This is a genomic window from Methylobacterium sp. WL8, assembly GCF_008040045.1.
Classification (GTDB): domain Bacteria; phylum Pseudomonadota; class Alphaproteobacteria; order Rhizobiales; family Beijerinckiaceae; genus Methylobacterium; species Methylobacterium cerastii.
On the sequence record NZ_VRVF01000005.1, the window covers coordinates 66,649 to 83,169 of the forward strand.

A 16,521-nucleotide genomic window follows, 5' to 3' on the forward strand; every position below is an offset into this window, starting at 1 on the left:
GTCGGCGCCGTCGCGCGCGGGCCTTGATAGGGTTCAACGTCCATGAAGAAGGTCTATGCGGATCCGACGACGGCGCTCGCGGGGCTGCTGAAGAACGACATGATGGTGATGTGCGGCGGCTTCGGCCTCTGCGGCATCCCCGACGAACTGATCGAGGCTGTGCGCGAATCGGGCGTGAAGGGCCTGACCATCGTCTCGAACAACGCCGGCATCGACGGCGTTGGTCTCGGCAAGCTGCTCGACACGCGGCAGGTCTCCAAGATGATCTCGTCCTATGTCGGCGAGAACAAGGAGTTCGCCCGGCAGTATCTCGGCGGCGAACTCGAGATCGAGTTCAACCCGCAGGGGACGCTCGCCGAGCGCATCCGCGCGGGCGGAGCCGGCATCCCGGCCTTCTTCACCAAGACCGGCGTCGGCACCAAGGTCGCCGAGGGCAAGGAGGTGCGTGAGTTCGACGGCGAGCACTTCGTGATGGAGCGCGGCCTGTTCGCGGACCTCGCGCTCATCCACGCCCACACCGGCGACACCGAGGGCAACCTCCGCTACCGGAAGACCGCCCGGAACTTCAACCCGATGATGGCCACCGCCGCGACCATGACGGTGGCGCAGGTCGAGCACCTGGTGAAGCCCGGCGAGATCGACGCCGACGACATCCACACGCCCGGCATCTTCGTGAAGCGCATCATCCACGTGCCGGGACGCGAGAAGCGGATCGAGCAGCGCACGGTGCGCAAGCGCGCCGAAGCCGCGCCCGCGGCGGCCGGCGGCGGCCAGATCTGATCAGGCAAGAGGGAACACGAAAATGGCCTGGACCCGCGAACAGATGGCGGCACGTGCCGCGAAGGAGCTGGAGGACGGCTTCTACGTCAACCTCGGGATCGGCATCCCGACCCTGGTTTCCAACTACATCCCCGACGGGATGTCGGTTCAGCTCCAGTCGGAGAACGGCATGCTCGGCATGGGCCCGTTCCCGCTCGAAGGCGAGGAGGACGCCGACCTGATCAACGCCGGCAAGCAGACGATCACGGCGCTGCCGACGACGAGCTACTTCTCCTCGTCCGATTCTTTCGGGATGATCCGCGGCGGGCACATCAACCTGTCGATCCTCGGCGCCATGCAGGTGGCCGGGAACGGCGACCTCGCCAACTGGATGATCCCCGGCAAGATGGTGAAGGGCATGGGCGGCGCCATGGACCTCGTGGCCGGCGTCAAGCGCGTCGTCGTCGTCATGGAGCACGTGGCGAAGAACAAGGACGGCACCGAGAGCCCCAAGCTGCTCAAGGAATGCGACCTGCCGCTCACCGGCACGCACGTGGTCGACCTCGTCATCACCGATCTCGGCGTGTTCACGATCGACAAGCACGGCGACGGCGGGATGCGGCTGATCGAGCTCGCGGACGGCGTCACCGAGGACGAGATCCGCGGCAAGACCGAGGCGGCCTACACGGTGGGGCTCGCCTGAGGTTCTACGACGTGGCTCGGCCGCCCCGCCGGGCGCCGAGCCACGTCGCGGCGCCGACCGCGAGGCCGACCGCGGCGATCAGGAGCGTCGAGGCGGCGTTGATCTCCGGATTCACCCCGAGGCGGACCTGGCTGTAGAGCCGCATCGGCAGGGTGGTCGCGCCCGGCCCGGAGACGAAGCTCGCGACCACGAGGTCGTCGAGCGACAGGGTGAAGGCCAGCAGGAACCCGGCGGCGATGCCGGGGGCCAGGAGCGGCAGCGTCACCGTGGCGAAGACCCGGAACGGCCCGGCCCCGAGGTCGGCCGCGGCCTCCTCCAGGTCGCGGTCGAGCCCGCGCAGGCGCGCGGCGACGACCACCGCGACGAAGCCGGTGCCCAGCGTCGCGTGGGCGACGACGATCGCCCCCATCCCGCGGTCGAGCCCGATCCCGACGAAGAGCAGCAGCAGCGACAGGCCGGTGATCACCTCCGGCATCACCATCGGCGCGGTGACGAGGCCGGTGAACAGCGTCCGCCCACTGAAGCGGCCGTGGCGGGCGAGCGCGAGGGCGGCGAGCGTGCCGAGCGCGGTGGCGATTGCGGCCGACAGGGTCGCGACCCGCAGCGACATCCAGGCGGATTCGAGCAACGGCCCGTCGGCCAGCAGCACGCCGTACCACCGGGTCGAGAACCCGCCCCACACCGTGACCAGCGCCGACGCGTTGAACGAGTAGGCGACGAGCACCAGGATCGGCGCGTAGAGGAAGCCGAACCCTGAGATCAGCACGGCACGGATCAGGACGGATCGGGTCAGCACGCTCATGGTGCGCCCTCTCTGCCCGGGATCTCTCTGCCCGAGCCCTCGCCGCTCGCGGCCTCGGCGGCGGCGTCGCGGAACAGCACCACCGGGCCGACCACGAGGACGACCAGCAGGATCGCCACCGCCGAGGCGAGCGGCCAATCGCGGTTGGAGAAGAACTCGCTCCACAGCACGCGCCCGAGCATCAGCGTCTCGGAGCCGCCGAGCAGGTCCGGGATCACGAACTCGCCGACCATGGGGATGAAGCAGAGCGCTGCGCCGGCCAGCAGGCCGGGGAGCGCGAGGGGCAGCGTCACCGTCCGGAACACCCGGGCCGGCGAGGCGCCGAGGTCGGCGGCCGCCTCGCGCAAAGCCGGATCGAGGCGGCTCAGCACGGCGTAGAGCGGCAGCACCATGAACGGCAGGTAGGCGTAGACGAGGCCGATGAGCACTGCGACGGGGGTATTCAGGATTTCTAGCGGCTGTCCGATCAGCCCCAGGCGCATCAGCCCGAGGTTGAGCAGGCCTTCCGGCTTCAGGATCGCGATCCAGGCGTAGACCCGGATCAGGAAGCTCGTCCAGAACGGCACCACGACGAGGGCGACGAGCAGCGGCTGACGCCCCGCCGGGCTCCGGGCGATGGCGTAGGCGAGCGGGGTGGCGATGCCCGCCAGGATGATCGTCGCCGCCAGCGCGTAGGCCACCGAGGCCAGGGCCGCGTCGCGATAGAGCGCGTCGGTGGCAAGCGTGACGTAGTTCTCGACGTTCAAGGCCTGGAGGAAGTCCGACCAATCCCCCGCCCCGCCCCGCCAGTCGAGCACCGGCAGGTACGGCGGCATCGCGGTGGCCGGCTCCGACAGGCTGATCTTCAAGGTGATGACGAACGGCACCAGGAAGAACGCGCCGAGCCAGAGCCAGACCGGCAGGCGAAGCAGGGCCTGTAGGCTTCGCGCGCGCGACAGGGGGATCATTTCGAGAACCTCACCCGAACCACAATCTCCGGGGCGACGACGTTCATACATTGCACATGCGAAGCCGCCACGCGTTCCCTCCCCACGCAAAGAAGGGAGGAAGATGCGCGTCGTGGTCGCGACACACCAAAACCACCCCGCGCGAACAAAAGTCCGCCGGCGGCATGGCCCGAACATCACGAAACAGGAGACGCGGGACGCCGCGGAACCCTGTGATGATGCGCGATTAGTCGGTTCCCCGGCGTCCCGCGGTGCCGGGCCCGGAACGCGGGCGTCGGCGCCGATTTGGCGTCGCGACTGGTTCGATCGTAGCTACACAACGCGGGGCAGGAGGCGTAAAACCTCGAACGCCTGTCACGCTTCCGCGTCCGCGTGAGCGGTCGGTCGCGCCTAAGCCTTCCCGCGCGAGCACGAGCCCAGCCCCGCGTTGCGGGTCCGGTCACTCCGGGCAACGGCACGCGGGTGAACCCGCCGCTCTGTGTCCCTGCCCCACGATGCCCGCGCCGCCGGCTGACCGACCGACGACCCGGGAGCCGCCACGCTGCCGACCGCCCCGTCGATCACCGGGCCGGCTCCTGACGGCGGCACCGGGACGAAACGCAGCCCCGGCGCCGTGCAGCGCGTGATGGGGTTATAGGCAGGTTGTAGGAATTTTGTCAAGATTGCCCCGAGCCCACCCCGATTTGGGCCGTTCCTGCATGCGATGATGAGCGACCGTCCGTTGGGTCAAGCAGCGACGGGGCGGTTTTGTCGGATGTCTCGGACTTGTGCGTCGAGCCGAGGTCGTCGTCCTTTCATCCGGCCAGTCGTCGCTTGGTGTGCACAGAGGCCTTCTTCTCGTCCCGGCCGACGATGTCGAGGGCGAGACGGCGCAGGAGGGCGAGGTCCCGAGCCGTCGGGGACAAGTCCTGCACTGCACGCATCGACCCCCTCCCGGCTTCTAATAGGCGTCGACGCACCACCCTCACCGCAGCGAGGGCTGGAAAAGCCATGTGCGATCGCTCTGCCCGCTTCAGGGGGAAGGCGGGTCGTCGTCGGAGATAGGCATGACGACGATCGTAGGGATCGCCGGTCCTCTCATGCCGGCAGGATCGTCGCGGCGTCGGGGGCGAAGCGGATCGCGACCGCTTCGCCCACGGCCGGTGCCCCCTCGCCCGGCGCGGCGGTCGCGCGCAGCAGGGTGCCGTCGGCGAGGCGGAGGACGCGGCGGATGCGGTCGCCGAGAAAGGTCTCCTCGATCAGCGTCGCGGGCGCGCCCTCCCCGCCGAGGCGCAGATCTTCGGGGCGCAGATCTTCGGGGCGGACTGCCAGGACGACGGCGGCGCCGGCCGCGACCGGCGCCTCGGGTGCGCGCCCGAGCCAGGTCCCGAATGCGGTCTCGACGGCGCGGTGCGGGCCGGGCGCGTCCGCCCCGAGGCGGCCGGGGATGAGGTTCACGTCGCCGAGCAGGCCCGCGACGAAGCGCGTGGCCGGCCGGCGGTAGAGGTCGGCGGGGCGTCCCACCTGAACCAGCCGGCCGCGATCCATCACGCCGACGCGGTCGGCGAGGGTCATCGCCTCGGCGGGGTCGTGGGTGACGACGACGAAGGCGGTGCCGAGCCGGCGCTGCAGGGCGCGCAGCTCCCCTTGCGTCTCCTCGCGCAAGCTCCGGTCGAGGGCCGCCATCGGCTCGTCCAGGAGCAGCACCCGCGGCTCGCGGGCGAGGGCGCGGGCGAGCGCCACGCGCTGGCGCTGGCCGCCCGAGAGCGTCGCCGGGGCGCGGTCGGCATAGCCGTCGAGGCGTACGAGGCGAAGCAGCGCCGCGACCCGCTCGGTCGTCGCCGCGCGGCCCGTGACGAGGCCCTTCAGCCCGTAGGCGACGTTGCGCCCGACGCTCATGTGCGGGAACAGCGCATAGGACTGGAACATCATGTTCACCGGCCGTCGGTGCGCCGGCAGCGCGGTAAGGTCCTCGTCCCCGAGGCGGATCGCGCCCGAATCGGGTGCCTCGAACCCGGCGACGAGGCGGAGCAACGTGCTCTTGCCGCAGCCCGAGGGGCCGAGCAGGCAGAAGAACTCGGACGCCGCCAGGTCGAGGGACACGGCGTCGACCGCGATCCCGCTTCCGAACCGCTTGGTCAGGGTCTCCAGTCGCAGCAGCGGCGCGGACAAGGCCTCAGCTGTCCTCGCGCAGGGCCTCGGCGACCCGGGCCTCCAGCAGGTCCGGCCGGCGGATCACCAGGGCGCCGCGGGTGCGGTCGACGAGGCCTTCGGCGGCCATCACCGTGAACTCGCGGGTCACCTGCTCGCGGCGGCAGCCGATGCGGGCTGCGAGCACGTGGTGGTAGGGCGGCGGCGTCACCACCCGTTCGTCGCCCCCGCCCGCCCGCGGCACCGAGAGCCGCAGCAGCTCGGCGTAGAGCCGGTGGCGCAGGTCGAGCAGCGCGTGCTCCATCAGGCGGGTGTTCAGCTCGCGCACGCGCTTGGTCAGCAGGCGGAACAGCCGGTCTGCGATGGGCTCGGAGGCGAACACCATCTGGCGGAACACCGAGGCCGGGACGACGCAGAGCTCGCCGCGGGTGAGCGCCGTGACGTTGGCCGAGCGGCCGACGCCGTCCAGCGCCGACAGCTCGCCGAAGAACGCGCCGCCGCGCATCTCGCCCAGGATCACTTCCTTGCCGGATTGCGTGCGGTTGAGGATCCGGACCTCGCCGGTGGCCAGGAAGTACACGTCGGTAGACACGTCGTCGAAGTCGACCAACACCTCGTTCTCGTCGAAGCGGCGCCAGTGGCAGCGCGTCTCGAAGGGCGCGAGCTCGATGCCCGGCTCCTTGAAGAACGGAATGGTGGAGAGCCGCGCCATCGAAAACCGGTCCCTTCGCGATGCGCCGGGACCGTCGCGCCGCGGACCGTCTAGAAGTCCGCGCAGCCGACCCGGAGCGTCGCGTCGTCGAATGTGTTGCAAGATCGTGACGACCGGGTCGTCACCGGTCAAGCCGACGGCGGCCGATGAGGGTGGATGGTGCCGCCCGAGACGGCACGAGGCCGTGATTTCCTGACCCTGCCGGATGACTTTAGGTATAAAGCCCGCATTCGGCCTGCGAGGGTGCCCGGAACCCGGAATGCAGCGTCAGCCGCCCCCCGACCCGATGCCTCCAGCCTTTCCCTCCGAACGATCCGCGCCGGACCTCGTCTCGACGCCGGGCGGCCCCTTCCGCGCGACGCTCGGCGCCGCGTTCTCCCTGTCGGGACGTGGGCTCCACACCGGGCGCCGCGCCACCGTCCGCGTCGGCCCTGCGCCGCCCGGCCACGGCGTCGTCTTCCGCCGAACGCTGCGCGACGGCCGCACGGTCGACGTGCCGGCTTCGTGGTCGCTGCGCGAGCGCCAGCCGCTGTGCACCGCGTTGCGGTCCCCGGAGGGACCGCTGATCCGCACCGTCGAGCACCTGCTCGCCGCGCTCTCGGCCGAGGGCGTCGACGAGGCGCTCGTCGAGATCGACGCCGAGGAGCTGCCGATCTTCGACGGCAGCGCCGTGCCCTGGTGCCGCGCGATCCGTGCCGCAGGGCGGATCGAGAACGGCGCGCCGCGCCGGACGATCCGGATGCTGCGCACGGTCCAGGTGGAGGATGGCCGGCGCACCTTGCGGATCGAGCCGCATGACGGGCTCCACGTCTCAGCCCACCTCGCGCTGGCGCATTTCGGCCCGCTCGACTGGTCCGGGACGATCACGCCGGACGTGTTCCTGTCCGAGATCGCGCCGGCGCGGAGCTTCGGCCGCTATTGGCGCGCCATGCTCGGGCGCGCCTACGGCTTCGTCACGCGAAAACCCTTCCTGCAGGGCTGCGGCGTCCGCTCGGCGGCGATGATCGTGCGCGGGCGCATCCTCGGCGGGATGCGGGTGGCCGACGAGCCTGTCCGCCACCGCGTCCTCGACCTCGTCGGCGACCTCGCGCTCGCCGGTCACCCGATCCGCGGGCGGCTGATCGCGGCCCATACCGGGCACGAGCTCAACCACGCCCTGGTGGCCCGGCTGTTGGCCGAGCCCGACGCCTGGGAGCTGGTCTGAGCGTTCGCCGCCGTCCGGCGCTTGCCACGGGGCGCCGGCCTCGCCAGAACGCCCCATGCTCCGCGTCAACGACCTCACCCTCCGCATCGGCGAGCGCCTGATCCTCGACGGCGCGAGCTTCTCCATCCCCGACCGCGCCCGCGTCGGCCTCGTCGGCCGCAACGGCGCCGGCAAGACCACGCTGTTCAAGGCGATCCTCGGCGAGTGGCCGGTGGATGCGAGCGCGGTCTCGATGCCCAGGGGCATGCGCATCGGCGCGGTGGCGCAGGAGGCGCCGGCCGGCCCCGAGACCCTGCACGCCGTCGTCCTCGCCGCCGACACCGAGCGGGCGCGGCTGATGGCCGAGGCGGAAGGCGCCGACGGCCTGCGCCGCGCCGAGATCGAGACGCGGCTCGTGGACATCGGCGCGCATTCGGCGCCGGCCCGCGCGGCGGCGATCCTGCACGGCCTCGGATTCGACGCGGCCGCGCAGGGGCGCCCGTGCTCGGACTTCTCCGGCGGCTGGCGGATGCGCGTGGCTTTGGCCGCGGTGCTGTTCTCCGAGCCCGACCTGCTGCTGCTCGACGAGCCGACCAACTACCTCGACATCGAGGGCACGATCTGGCTCTACGACTACCTCGAGCGCTATCCGCGCACCGCGATCATCATCTCCCACGACCGAGACCTGCTCGATGAGAGCGTCGACCACATCCTGCATCTCGACCGCGGCAAGCTGACGATCTACCGCGGCGGCTACACCTCCTTCGCCAAGCAGCTCTCCGAGAAGCGCATGCTGCAGGCCAAGGCCAAGGTGAAGCAGGATGCCGAGCGGGCGCACCTGCAGAGCTTCATCGACCGGTTCAAGGCCAAGGCGACCAAGGCGCGCCAGGCCCAGTCGCGCGTGAAGAAGCTCGCCAAGATGGTGCCGATCGCCGGGCTGATCGAGGACGACGTGCCGGTCATCCACCTGCCGAGCCCGGAAAAGCCGCTCTCGCCGCCGATCGTCGCGATGGAGCGGGTCGCCGCCGGCTACCCCGACCGCATCGTGCTCTCCGGGCTGAACCTCAGCCTCGCCCCGGACGACCGCGTCGCGCTGCTCGGCGCCAACGGCAACGGCAAGTCGACCTTCTGCAAGCTGATCGGCGGCCGGCTCGACGCGCTCTCGGGCGAGCTTCGCCGCTCCTCGAAGATGAAGGTCGCGTACTTCGCGCAGCACCAGCTCGACGAGCTGCGCCCGGCCGAGAACGCGGTGGCGCACCTGCGCACGCTGATGCCGGACGCGCCCGAGGCGCGGGTGCGCGCCGCCACCGCCCGGCTCGGGTTTCCCGCCAACAAGGCGGACACGCCGGTCTCGCAGCTCTCGGGCGGCGAGAAGGCCCGCCTGCTGATGGGGCTCGCGGCCTTCGAGGGGCCGCACCTGCTGATCCTCGACGAGCCGACCAACCACCTCGACATCGAGAGCCGGCAGGCGCTGGTCGAGGCGATCAACGACTACGAGGGCGCCGTCATCCTGGTCAGCCACGACCGCTTCCTGGTCGAGGCCTGCGCCGACCGCCTCTGGCTCGTCGCCGACGGCTCGGTGAAGGCCTTCGACGGCGACATGGACGACTATCGCCGCCTGGTGCTCGCCGGCCCCGAGCGCGACACCGCCCGCGACGAGGACGCGTCCGGCGGCAAGCAGGCCGAGGCCCGCCGCTCGGCGGTCGAGCGCCGCGCCGCCCTCGCCCCCTTGCGCAAGCGCCTCGAAGGCCTCGAGGCGCGCATGGAGAAGCTCACCGCCGCCATCGCCAAGATCGACGCGGCCTTGGGCGACGGCACCGCCTTCCTCCAGAACGCCGCCAAGGCCGGCGAGATCGCGAAGATGCGGGCGGATGCCGTGGCCGCGCTCGGGGTCGCCGAGGAAGAGTGGCTGACGGTGAGCGGGGAGATCGAGGCGGCGTGAGACACCACCGCGCTAGAATTCGGCTCGGCCCGCGATCGATCCCGCTCCCGCCGAGGCGCTTTCAGCCTGCGTACAGGCGCGGGCGGCGATGGAACCGCGACGCTCCGAGACACGAACCATCGCCATCCGGGAGCGCGTCGGCGATCGAGGATTGATGATGGCCGACACGGTCCAGCGCGATGCCACCCGGCCGACGTCGACCGCGGCTAGGTCACCCGATACCATCGTTGCCATCCCCGTGCGCAACGAGGCCGAGCGCATCGGCTTCTGCCTCGACGCGCTCGACGCTCAGGAAGGCCTCGCACCGGGCCGCCTCGGCCTGGTGCTGTTCCTCAACAACTGCACCGACGACACCGCCCGGATCGTGGCCGCGCGCGTGCCGGCCCTGTCCATGCCGGTCCGGGTGATCGAGGCGGAGTTCGCCGGCGCCCATGCCGGCTGGGCCCGGCGCAAGGCGATGGACGCGGCCGCCGAGTGGCTGGCCGAGGCCGGCACGATCCTCTCCACCGACGCCGACAGCCGCGTGCCGCCGGACTGGGTCTTCGCGAACCTGCGCGCGCTGGCGGCCGGCGCCGACGCGGTCGCGGGCCGCGTCGAGCTGATCGCCGAGGAGGCGGCCCTGCTGCCGCCCTCGCTTCCGGCCCGCGGGCGGCTGGAAGACGCCTACAGCGCGCTCTTGACCGAGGCCGAGGCGCGGATCGACCCCGATCCGAACGACCCCTGGCCGTGCCACCGCACCACCATCGGCGCGACGCTCGCGGTCAGCCGCGACGCCTACCTCCGGGTCGGCGGCATGCCGGAGATCGCGCTCGGCGAGGACGGCGCCTTCGTCGCCCGCCTTCTCGCCCATGGGTTCCGCGTTCGCCACGACCCGGCTGTGATGGTGTTCATCTCCGCCCGCCTCACCGGCCGGGCGCCGGGCGGGGTCGCCGACACCATCCGCTCCCGCTGCGAGGATCCGGGCGCGCTCTGCGACGCGCGCCTCGAGCCGGTGCCGAGGGCGCTGCACCGCTACCTCTGGCGCCGGCGACTCCGTCGCCTTCACGCCTCCGGCCGCCTCGGCACCTCGACGGCCTGGGCGCACCGCCTCGGCATCCAATCTCACGAGGCGGCGCGGATCGCCGCCCTGCCCCTCGTCGGGCAGGTCGTGGAGGAGGCCGAGCGGGCGAGCCCGAAGCTTCGTCACGCCCCGCTGAGCGTGCCGCAGCTGCCGGGCCAGATCAGGCTCGCGAAGGCGGTGCTGCCGCTCGTGCGGGCGTTCGCCTCGGTTCGGGATCGCTGGAAGGGGTCTGCCGCGGCCGCCACGCCGTCGCCGACGCCGTCGGTCACGCGGGCCATGCCTTGACCGGATCGGGAGCGGCTCCCCTCTCGTAGGACTCGGGATTTCTCGAAACGCGTTTTCGGACCCGCACCGTCATCCCGGGGCGGCGTAGGCGAGCCCGGGATCCAGAACCGCAGGTCGACCTTCAGGTCGGCTCCGTCGACGGCTCTGGATGCCGGGCTCTGCTGCGCAGCCCCGGGATGACGAGGTGGAGCGGGACCGACCGCGATCCATTCGGGGGGGCGTCAGGCCCGCGCCGCCGCGGTTGCCGGCGGTTTCGGCTTTCCCAGGCCGAGCACCAGCGCGCAGCCGGCGGCGGAGAGGATGGCCAGGGGGAGGAGGCCGAGCGGGTAGCTGCCGGTCGCGTCCTTGATCACGCCGAGCAGGTAGGTGCCCAGGAACCCGCCGATGTTGCCGATGGCGTTGATCTGGGCGATGCCGGCGGCGGCTGCGCCCGCCGAGAGCCACTCGGTCGAGAGCGCCCAGAACGGGCCCTTCACCATGTAGGTGCCGGTGACGGCCAGGCACAGGATCAGCATCGTCGGCCAGAGTTGGGTCGTCAGCACCGCGGCGCCGAGGCTGAGCGCAAGCAGCCCGAGCGGCAGCGCCGTATGCCAGGTGCGCTCGCGGCGCCGGTCGGACGAGCGTCCCCACAGGATCATCAGCACCGAGGCGATGCCGAAGGGCACCGCGTTCAGGAGCCCGGTCTCCAGGTTGGTGAGGCCGAAGGACTTGATGATCTGCGGCTGCCAGAGCGACAGGCACTGGCTCGCCCCCGAGGCGCCGGCATAGATCAGCGAGGCGGCAAGCACGTAGCGGTTGGTCATCACCTGCCGCAGCGAGAGGTGGCCGGCGGGCCGGGCCGCGCCCTCGACCACCGAGGCCCGCTCGTCGGCCAGGCGCCCCGTGAGCCAGGCGCGCTGCTGCGGCGTCAGCCAGTTGGCGCGGGCCGGGCCGTCCGGCAGCAGGAGGAAGGCGAGGATGCCGAGCACCACCGCCGGCACCGCCTCGATCAGGAACAGCCACTGCCAGCCGCGAAAGCCCAGCATCCCGTCGGTGCCGAGCAGCCACGCCGAGAGCGGCGAGCCGAGGAAGCTCGAGATCGGGATCGCGACCATGAAGATCGCCACGATCCGCCCGCGATAGGCGCGCGGGTACCAGTAGGTCAGGTAGAGGATCACGCCGGGGAAGAACCCGGCCTCGGCGGCTCCGAGCAGCAGCCGCACCGCGTAGAACGAGAACGGCCCGACGACGAAGGCCATCCCCGCCGAGACCAGCCCCCAGGTGATCATGATCCGCGCGATCCAGATCCGGGCGCCGAACCGCTCCATCGCGACGTTGCTCGGCACCTCGCAGAGCACGTAGGACACGTAGAACAACCCGCCGCCGAGGCCGAATTGCGCCGCCGACAGGCCGATGTCCTGGTTCATCTGCAGGGCGGCGAAGCCCGCGTTCACCCGGTCGACGAAGGCGACGAAGTAGGCGAGCATCAGGAACGGCAGGATGCGCCACGTCACCGTGCGCAGTGTGGCGCGCTCGATCGCGCCGATCTCCGTCTGAACCATGGCTTATCGTCCCCGCGCCGTCGGCGCACGCAGCGTTCGGCCATCCCGATCGCCCTTGGCCAGAGCCGATCACGACACCGCCGTCCATCCGTCGGCCGCCGCCCGACGCATGGCAACGTTCCGCCCGCCACCTCGTTGTCGCGACGACCGCTCAGCTCCAAGGACGCGCAAGGCGATGGCGACGAGCCTCGACGCATTAACCCCTGCCCTCCCCGGGCGCCGGGAGGTGATCGACACGGCGGCCGGCCGGGTCGGCTTCTACGCTTCGTCCGAGGCCGAGGGCGTGCCGCTGCTGCTGATCCACTCGATCAACGCCGCCGCCAACGCCTACGAGGTCCGCCCGCTCTACCTGCACGCGCAAGGCGCCCGCCCGGTCTACGCCCTCGACCTCCCGGGCTTCGGCTTCTCCGAGCGGTCGCGCCGCCTCTACGATCCGCGCCTGATGGTGGACGCGATCCACGCCGTCGCCGCCGAGATCGCCGGGCGGCACGGCGGCGTCCGCGTCGACGCGATCGCGGTGTCGCTCTCGGCCACCTACCTCGCCCGCGCCGTGGTCGAGCGGCCCGAGGTCTACCGCGCGATCGGCCTGATCAGCCCGACCGGGTTCGACCGGCGACTCGCCGGGCGCGGGCCGGCGGGCGGCGACCGCGGCAGCCCGCGCGTCCGCAGGATCGTCGACTCGGCCGTCCTCGGGCCGGCGTTGTTCGCCCTCCTCGTCAGCCGCCCGAGCATGCGCTTCTTCCTGCGCAAGACCTTCGGCTCGAAGCGGATCGACGAAGGGCTGTTCGCCTACGATCACCTGTCGGCCCACCAGCCGGGCGCGCGGCACGCACCGTACTGCTTCGTGGCCGGCTACCTGTTCCCCACCGACGCCACCACGCTCTACGAGGCGCTGACGCTCCCGGTGCTGATGCTGCACGGCAGCCGCGGCGACTTCGTCGACTTCCGCGACGCGCCGCGTTTCGCCGGCCGGCCGAACTGGACGATCCGCGCCCTGCCCACCGGCGCCTTCCCGCATTTCGAGGACCCGGCGACGGTGACGGGCGCCTTCGATGCGTTCTTCGCCGGCCTCGCTTGACCGGGCGCCTCGCTCAGCTGACCCGCCATCGCGATTCGAAGCCGGCGAGCCGCGCAGCACCGAGGGTGGCGCGCTCCACGCACTCGGCCGGGACCCGGCGCCACGCCGGGGGCCTGCGGAAGTCGAAACGGCACATGGTCTCGCGCATCAGGAGCGCGATCTGCGCTTCGGTCTCCGCCGGGATCGGCCGGCCGGCCCACTCATTCGGCGCCCGCGCGGGCGCCGCAGCGACGACCCGATCCCATGGCAGGCCCCAGGCCAGCTCGGCGAAGCGCGCGCAGGTGGCGGCGAAGCGGTCGGCGAGTTCCTCGGCAAGTTCCGGCGCGCCGCCGCGGAACGGCTCGGGATCGAGGCCGCGCGACCACGCCGCCTGATCGAGGACGTGACCAATGCGGCGCGGGTGGCCGTCCACCTGCCGGTGGACCCTGAGGCTCCGCAGCCGGCGCGAAGCCTCGACGGCGAGCGGCCCGGAACTGCGGTTGGTCACGGTGCCCAGGACCGCGGCGTCCATCATCGGCCCGAGCCGCCCGGCGAGGCCGAGGGCGGCGACGAACCGCTCGACCAGCGTCGCGTCGGAGCGCGCGTCGCGAAGCGGCACGGCGGTGACGGCGCCATCCGTCGCCCGCGCCCACGGGGCGATGAGCGCGCGGTAGTCGAGGCGCCCGGAGCGGCGATGCGCGCGGGCGTATTCGCGGAAGGTCCGCGGCTCCTTCACCAGCTGCGCGCGGTGGGCGTAGGCGGAGTTCAGGAACTCGAACGGCGGCTTCACCGCCATCACGACCTCCATCGCGAAGCCGCGCCGGGCGAACACCTCGGACAGCGTCCGCGGAACGCCGAAGCTCGGCCGCTGCACCGAGAAGTCCTCGTAGGAGAGGATCACGGTGTCGGCGTCGGTGTCGGCGAGCGCCCGATCGAGGCGCGCCAGCATCGTGCGGCGCTCCGCCTTCGGCCGCCGGCCGTCGAGCGCCTCGCCCAACACCTGGTGGTTGACGTCGGCCCCAGACCGGGCTCCCTCGGGCGCGAGGTTTGGGTAGAGCAGCCCGGCCTCCGCCAGCCTCGGACGCAGAGTGGCCAGCACCAGCTGCAGCGATGTGGACCCCGTCCGGGGCATTCCGATATGGATGATCGCGCGACGCATCGTCGATCGCCTCCTTGTCCTGATCCCTGGCCGTCGCGGACCGTCCGCCCCGGCTGTCCGTCCCCCCAATCCCCCGGTTCCGATGATCGACCTGACGCTCGAGTCCGCCCGCATCATCGTCGCGACCGCCTTGGAGACGGCCCGAACGCGCGGCCTGAAGCCGCTCGCCGTGGTCGTCTATGACGATCGAGGGTCTCTGAAATGTGTCCAGGTGGAGGACGGCGCCTCGCTCCGCCGCGCCGAGATCGCGATGGGCAAGGCCAACGGCGCCCTGGCGCTCGGCCTCGGCTCGCGGGCGATCCATGCCCGGGCGGAGGCCCAGCCCTACTTCGTCGCGGCGGTGAGCCACGTGGTCGGAGCCGCGGCCCTGGTGCCGGTGCCGGGCGGCGTGCTGATCCGCGCGGCGGACGGCCGTCTGCTCGGCGCCGTCGGCATCTCGGGCGACACGTCGGACAACGACGAGATCTGCGCGCTCGCCGGCATCGAGGCCGCCGGGCTGGTGCCAGAGACCGGCGCCTGAGCCGATGCGCCTGCCGCGCCGTGGCTGGCTTTCCGGCGCGGGCGCCATGCTGCTCGCGGGTACTGCCGGAGCGCGGGCGGCGCCGGACGGCACGTATCGGCGCGGCAACGACGCCGACCCCGAGACCCTCGACCCGCACCGGTCGTCGACCGTGGCCGAGGCGCACATCCTGCGCGACCTCTATGACGGGCTGCTCACCTACGACAACCGCGGCGCCATCATCCCCGGCGCCGCGCAATCCTGGCGCGTGTCGGACGACGGGCTGACCTACACCTTCACCCTGCGCGAGGGCGGGCGTTGGTCGAACGGCGACCCGGTCGAGGCGGAGGCCTTCGTCTACTCCCTGCGCCGCATCCTCGCGCCGGAGACTTCGGCAAAGTACGCCGAGGTGCTGTTCCCGATCCGCAACGCGGCGGCGATCAACCGCGGCGCGATGCCGGCGACGGCGCTCGGCGTCGCCGCGCCCGACCCCCGCACGGTGACGATCGCGCTGGAGGCGCCGACTCCCTACCTCCTCGAACTCCTGACGCACCAGACCGCGCTGCCGGTGCACCGTCCGTCCGTCGAACGCTTCGGCGAGAGCTTCACCCGGCCGGGCAACCTCGTCTCGAACGGACCCTACGCTCTGGTCGACTCGGTGCCGAACGACCGCATCGTGCTCAGGCGCAACCCGCATTTCCACGCGGCGGCCGAGATCGCGATCCCGCAGGTCGCCTTCGTGCCGACGCCGGACCTGTCGAGCGCGGTGCGGCGCTACGATGCGGGCGAGCTGGATTCGCTGGCCGACCTGCCCGGCGACCAGATGGCGTCGCTGCGCCGCCGCTTCGGCGACCAGGTCGTGCTCGGGCCTTCGCTCGGCCTCTACGCGCTGGCGGTGAACACGCGGAAGCCGCCCTTCGACGACGTCCGCGTTCGGCGCGCCCTGTCGTTGGCGCTCGACCGCGAATACCTCGCCGAGGCGTTGTGGGGCGGCACCATGAGCCCGGCCTACTCGCTCTGCCCGCCCGGGCTCGACAACTACCGGACGCCCCCGGAGACGGAGGGGCGCACCCGCCTCCCGATCGACAACGAGGAGACGGCCGCCCGCCTGCTCGCGGAGGCGGGCTTCGGGCCGGACCGGCCGCTGCGGGTCGAGTACCGTTTCAACACCAGCGACAACAACCGCAACACCGCCGTCGCGGTCGCCGAGATGTGGCGCGGCCTCGGGATCGAGACCCGGTTCGTCTACACCGACGCCAAGACCCACTTCGCGTATCTGCGCGACGGCGGCGACTTCGACGTCGCGCGGATGTCCTGGATCGCCGACTACTCCGACCCGCAGAACTTCCTGTTCCTGCTCACCACCGGCAACGACGGGATGAACCCCGGCCATTGGTCGAACGCCGAGTACGACGCCCTCCTGGCGAAGGCCGCGGCCGAACGCGACCTCACCGCACGCGCCGACCTTCTCTACCGCGCCGAGGCGCTGGTGATGCGCGACCCGCCGTGGATCCCGGTGATGCACACCCGCTCCAAGGCGCTGATCGCGCCGCGCCTGCACGGCTACGTGCCGAACCTGCGCAACGCCGCGCCGACGCGGTTCCTGCGGCTCGTCGGATGAGCGGGCGCTTGTCTCGCCTCGGCGCGCGACGGATACACTTCGGCACGACCGGCGGGGCATTTTATGAACGATGGAGTACGGCCGGCCTCGCCCGGGATGGGCATCCGGGCCGGATGTCCCG

The 16,521-nt window shown here is 71.8% G+C and carries 15 protein-coding genes; 8 read left to right on the plus strand and 7 right to left on the minus strand.

All coding sequences use genetic code 11. From position 1 onward, the window contains the following. Positions 1–42 precede the first annotated feature (42 nt). Positions 43–780, plus strand: coding sequence for a CoA transferase subunit A (locus FV234_RS03345; protein ID WP_147752224.1), 738 nt, complete (start codon positions 43–45; stop codon positions 778–780). Positions 781–802: 22 nt separating this feature from the next. Next, positions 803–1,462, plus strand: a complete 660-nt coding sequence (locus FV234_RS03350; RefSeq protein WP_147752225.1) for a 3-oxoacid CoA-transferase subunit B — start codon at positions 803–805, stop codon at positions 1,460–1,462. A gap of 4 nt (positions 1,463–1,466) precedes the next feature. Here the strand turns inward: FV234_RS03350 and FV234_RS03355 are convergent, their stop codons facing one another. The 5 genes from FV234_RS03355 to FV234_RS03370 all read right to left on the minus strand — a co-directional run bounded on the left by FV234_RS03355 (position 1,467) and on the right by FV234_RS03370 (position 6,053). Then, positions 1,467–2,264, minus strand: coding sequence for an ABC transporter permease subunit (locus FV234_RS03355; protein ID WP_147828080.1), 798 nt, complete (start codon positions 2,262–2,264; stop codon positions 1,467–1,469). Next, positions 2,261–3,211 carry an ABC transporter permease subunit gene (locus FV234_RS03360; protein ID WP_238272205.1) on the minus strand — a complete coding sequence of 317 codons (951 nt, stop codon included), beginning with the start codon at positions 3,209–3,211 and terminating at the stop codon, positions 2,261–2,263. Before FV234_RS03360 ends, FV234_RS03355 begins: the two co-directional genes overlap by 4 nt. A gap of 794 nt (positions 3,212–4,005) precedes the next feature. Continuing rightward, the gene (locus FV234_RS26900; RefSeq protein ID WP_281407946.1) at positions 4,006–4,134 is read right to left on the minus strand and encodes a hypothetical protein; all 129 of its coding nucleotides are present in this window, start codon (positions 4,132–4,134) and stop codon (positions 4,006–4,008) included. Between the two features lie 154 nt (positions 4,135–4,288). Further along, on the minus strand, positions 4,289–5,362 hold the full coding sequence (locus tag FV234_RS03365; protein WP_246686106.1) for an ABC transporter ATP-binding protein: 1,074 nt from the start codon (positions 5,360–5,362) through the stop codon (positions 4,289–4,291). A 4-nt stretch (positions 5,363–5,366) separates the two neighbouring features. Continuing rightward, the gene (locus FV234_RS03370; RefSeq protein ID WP_147752229.1) at positions 5,367–6,053 is read right to left on the minus strand and encodes a Crp/Fnr family transcriptional regulator; all 687 of its coding nucleotides are present in this window, start codon (positions 6,051–6,053) and stop codon (positions 5,367–5,369) included. A gap of 286 nt (positions 6,054–6,339) precedes the next feature. On the opposite strand from FV234_RS03370, the gene FV234_RS03375 reads away from it, so the two are divergent. The 3 genes from FV234_RS03375 (at position 6,340) to FV234_RS03385 (ending at position 10,523) form a co-directional block, all read left to right on the plus strand. Then, entirely contained in the window at positions 6,340–7,257 is a 918-nt protein-coding gene (locus FV234_RS03375; RefSeq protein ID WP_147828127.1) for a UDP-3-O-acyl-N-acetylglucosamine deacetylase, read from the plus strand. Positions 7,258–7,312: 55 nt separating this feature from the next. Then, entirely contained in the window at positions 7,313–9,178 is a 1,866-nt protein-coding gene (locus FV234_RS03380; RefSeq protein WP_147828082.1) for an ABC-F family ATP-binding cassette domain-containing protein, read from the plus strand. Positions 9,179–9,335: 157 nt separating this feature from the next. Beyond that, on the plus strand, positions 9,336–10,523 hold the full coding sequence (locus FV234_RS03385) for a glycosyltransferase (RefSeq protein ID WP_147828083.1): 1,188 nt from the start codon (positions 9,336–9,338) through the stop codon (positions 10,521–10,523). Positions 10,524–10,744: 221 nt separating this feature from the next. Here the strand turns inward: FV234_RS03385 and FV234_RS03390 are convergent, their stop codons facing one another. Beyond that, on the minus strand, positions 10,745–12,064 hold the full coding sequence (locus tag FV234_RS03390; RefSeq protein ID WP_147828084.1) for an MFS transporter: 1,320 nt from the start codon (positions 12,062–12,064) through the stop codon (positions 10,745–10,747). A 175-nt stretch (positions 12,065–12,239) separates the two neighbouring features. Here FV234_RS03390 and FV234_RS03395 point away from each other — a divergent pair, with 175 nt between their 5' ends. Then, positions 12,240–13,142 carry an alpha/beta hydrolase gene (locus tag FV234_RS03395; protein WP_238272208.1) on the plus strand — a complete coding sequence of 301 codons (903 nt, stop codon included), beginning with the start codon at positions 12,240–12,242 and terminating at the stop codon, positions 13,140–13,142. A 13-nt stretch (positions 13,143–13,155) separates the two neighbouring features. Here the strand turns inward: FV234_RS03395 and FV234_RS03400 are convergent, their stop codons facing one another. Then, a complete protein-coding gene (locus FV234_RS03400; RefSeq protein ID WP_147828086.1) occupies positions 13,156–14,280 on the minus strand; it encodes a hypothetical protein in 1,125 nt (374 codons plus the stop codon). Positions 14,281–14,362: 82 nt separating this feature from the next. Between FV234_RS03400 and FV234_RS03405 the strand changes: the two genes are divergently transcribed. After that, positions 14,363–14,800: a heme-binding protein gene (locus FV234_RS03405; RefSeq protein ID WP_147828087.1), complete on the plus strand. Its 438-nt coding sequence runs from the start codon at positions 14,363–14,365 to the stop codon at positions 14,798–14,800. Between the two features lie 4 nt (positions 14,801–14,804). After that, positions 14,805–16,400 (plus strand): peptide ABC transporter substrate-binding protein, encoded by a 1,596-nt coding sequence (locus tag FV234_RS03410; RefSeq protein ID WP_147828088.1) that lies wholly within the window; start codon positions 14,805–14,807, stop codon positions 16,398–16,400. The last annotated feature ends 121 nt before the right edge of the window (positions 16,401–16,521 follow it).

What these genes read in the sequence shown, in the direction of transcription:
- FV234_RS03345 (WP_147752224.1), top strand. Translation starts at nt 43, where the DNA reads ATGAAGAAGGTCTATGCGGATCCGACGACGGCGCTCGCGGGGCTGCTG.
- FV234_RS03350 (WP_147752225.1), top strand. Translation starts at nt 803, where the DNA reads ATGGCCTGGACCCGCGAACAGATGGCGGCACGTGCCGCGAAGGAGCTG.
- FV234_RS03355 (WP_147828080.1), bottom strand. Translation starts at nt 2,264, where the DNA reads ATGAGCGTGCTGACCCGATCCGTCCTGATCCGTGCCGTGCTGATCTCA.
- FV234_RS03360 (WP_238272205.1), bottom strand. Translation starts at nt 3,211, where the DNA reads ATGATCCCCCTGTCGCGCGCGCGAAGCCTACAGGCCCTGCTTCGCCTG.
- FV234_RS26900 (WP_281407946.1), bottom strand. Translation starts at nt 4,134, where the DNA reads ATGCGTGCAGTGCAGGACTTGTCCCCGACGGCTCGGGACCTCGCCCTC.
- FV234_RS03370 (WP_147752229.1), bottom strand. Translation starts at nt 6,053, where the DNA reads ATGGCGCGGCTCTCCACCATTCCGTTCTTCAAGGAGCCGGGCATCGAG.
- FV234_RS03375 (WP_147828127.1), top strand. Translation starts at nt 6,340, where the DNA reads ATGCCTCCAGCCTTTCCCTCCGAACGATCCGCGCCGGACCTCGTCTCG.
- FV234_RS03380 (WP_147828082.1), top strand. Translation starts at nt 7,313, where the DNA reads ATGCTCCGCGTCAACGACCTCACCCTCCGCATCGGCGAGCGCCTGATC.
- FV234_RS03385 (WP_147828083.1), top strand. Translation starts at nt 9,336, where the DNA reads ATGGCCGACACGGTCCAGCGCGATGCCACCCGGCCGACGTCGACCGCG.
- FV234_RS03390 (WP_147828084.1), bottom strand. Translation starts at nt 12,064, where the DNA reads ATGGTTCAGACGGAGATCGGCGCGATCGAGCGCGCCACACTGCGCACG.
- FV234_RS03395 (WP_238272208.1), top strand. Translation starts at nt 12,240, where the DNA reads ATGGCGACGAGCCTCGACGCATTAACCCCTGCCCTCCCCGGGCGCCGG.
- FV234_RS03400 (WP_147828086.1), bottom strand. Translation starts at nt 14,280, where the DNA reads ATGCGTCGCGCGATCATCCATATCGGAATGCCCCGGACGGGGTCCACA.
- FV234_RS03405 (WP_147828087.1), top strand. Translation starts at nt 14,363, where the DNA reads ATGATCGACCTGACGCTCGAGTCCGCCCGCATCATCGTCGCGACCGCC.
- FV234_RS03410 (WP_147828088.1), top strand. Translation starts at nt 14,805, where the DNA reads ATGCGCCTGCCGCGCCGTGGCTGGCTTTCCGGCGCGGGCGCCATGCTG.